Genomic DNA, 1,715 nt, shown 5'->3' on the forward strand with positions numbered 1-1,715 from the left:
CCGTCGGTCCCGACGGCGTCTCGCACATCGACTTCTGGATCTGGGCGGACGACAACGGCGTCTCCGGCTCCTTCACGGGTTCGAGTGCCACCTGGTCTCGGAGTGGCAGCTGCTCTCCGACCTCTCCTTCGCCGACCTGGTGCTGTGGATCCCCACCTGGGACGGCATCCGCTACGTCTCGGTGGCGCAGATGCGGCCCAACACCGGGCCCACCTCCTACCAGGACGACATGGTCGGCCACCTCGTCCCGCGCGGCCGCCGTCCGCTGCTGGACGCCGCCTTCGACGAGGGCCGGATCGTGCGCGAGGGCGACCCGGAGTGGCGCGAGGAGGTCCCGGTCCGGGTCGAGTCGATCCCGGTCCGGCGCGAGGGCAAGGTGCTGGGCGTGATCGCGCGCAACACCAACCTGCTGACCGTGCGGACCCCGAGCCGGCTGGAGCTCACCTACCTCCAGAGCGCCTCCGACCTGGCCCAGATGATCGCGGCCGGCTCCTTCCCCTACCCCAACGTCGAGCAGGCCGACATGGACGCCGCCCCCCGGGTCGGCGACGGCCTGATCCGGCTGGACGCGGACGGCATCGTCACCTACGCCAGCCCCAACGCCCTCTCCGCCTACCACCGTCTCGGCCTCACCACCGACCTGGTCGGCAGCCACCTCGGCCGGGCCACCGCCGATCTCGCCCCGCCGTCCCGCTCGGCCGTCCACGAGGCGCTGGTGAAGCTGGCGAGCGGCTGGGCGCCCCGGCAGACCGAGGTGGAGGCGCAGGGGGGAGTGGTGACCCTGCGGGCGATCCCGCTCAAGCCCAAGGGCACCCTGACCGGTTCGCTGGTGCTCTGCCGGGACGTCACCGAGCTGCGCCGCCGCGACCGCGAGCTGATGACCAAGGACGCCACCATCCGGGAGATCCACCACCGGGTGAAGAACAACCTCCAGACCGTCGCGGCCCTGCTGCGGCTGCAGTCCCGCCGGATGGAGTCGGAGTCCGGCCGGGCCGCACTGGACGAGGCGGTGCGCCGGGTCGGCTCGATCGCGATCGTGCACGAGACGCTCTCCCAGGCGCTGGACGAGCAGGTGGCCTTCGACGAGATCGCCGACCGGGTGCTGGCGATGGTAATGGAGCTGTCCCAGGACGGCCGGGTGGCGACCCGGCGCACCGGCAGCTTCGGCATCCTGTCCGCCGAGGTGGCCACCCCGCTGTCGATGGTGCTGACCGAGCTGCTCCAGAACGCCCTTGAACACGCGTTCGGGCCAACCGCCTCCGGGAACCTGGAGGTCAGTGCCCTGCGCGGGCGGGCGCCGGCGACCGGCGCGGGCTGGTCGGAGAGCTGGAACGGCGGCGCCCGGCCGGAGGAGTACCTGCTGATCACGGTGCAGGACGACGGCCGCGGCATGCCGGAGGGCTTCGACCCGAAGACGGCGGGAAACCTCGGGCTGCAGATCGTCCGGACGCTGGCCACCGGTGAGCTGGGCGGCACCTTCGACATGGTGGCCGGCCCGGACGGCGGGACCAAGGTGGTCCTGGAGATCCCGGTCCGCTGAGGCCCGGTGCGCGAAGGTGTGTGGCGGGGGCGCGTGCTCGGATCAAGCGCCGGGTCCGCGCTCCGCACTCCGGAGTGCGGAACCAGAGCGTGGGGCCGGACGCGCAACCGGGGCGCCGAGTCGGGGCGCGCGACCGGGGTGCGGAAACAGAAACGAGGCCCTGTCGACCGGGGGG

At 72.7% G+C, this 1,715-nt stretch carries 1 protein-coding gene; it reads left to right on the plus strand.

Features of this window, described 5'->3' with window-relative positions:
• Positions 1-34 precede the first annotated feature (34 nt).
• Entirely contained in the window at positions 35-1,540 is a 1,506-nt protein-coding gene (locus ACIQOV_RS40375) for a sensor histidine kinase (RefSeq protein ID WP_401055979.1), read from the plus strand.
• The last annotated feature ends 175 nt before the right edge of the window (positions 1,541-1,715 follow it).

Source organism: Kitasatospora sp. NPDC091257 (genome assembly GCF_044757675.1).
Lineage (GTDB): Bacteria > Actinomycetota > Actinomycetes > Streptomycetales > Streptomycetaceae > Kitasatospora > Kitasatospora lactacystinica.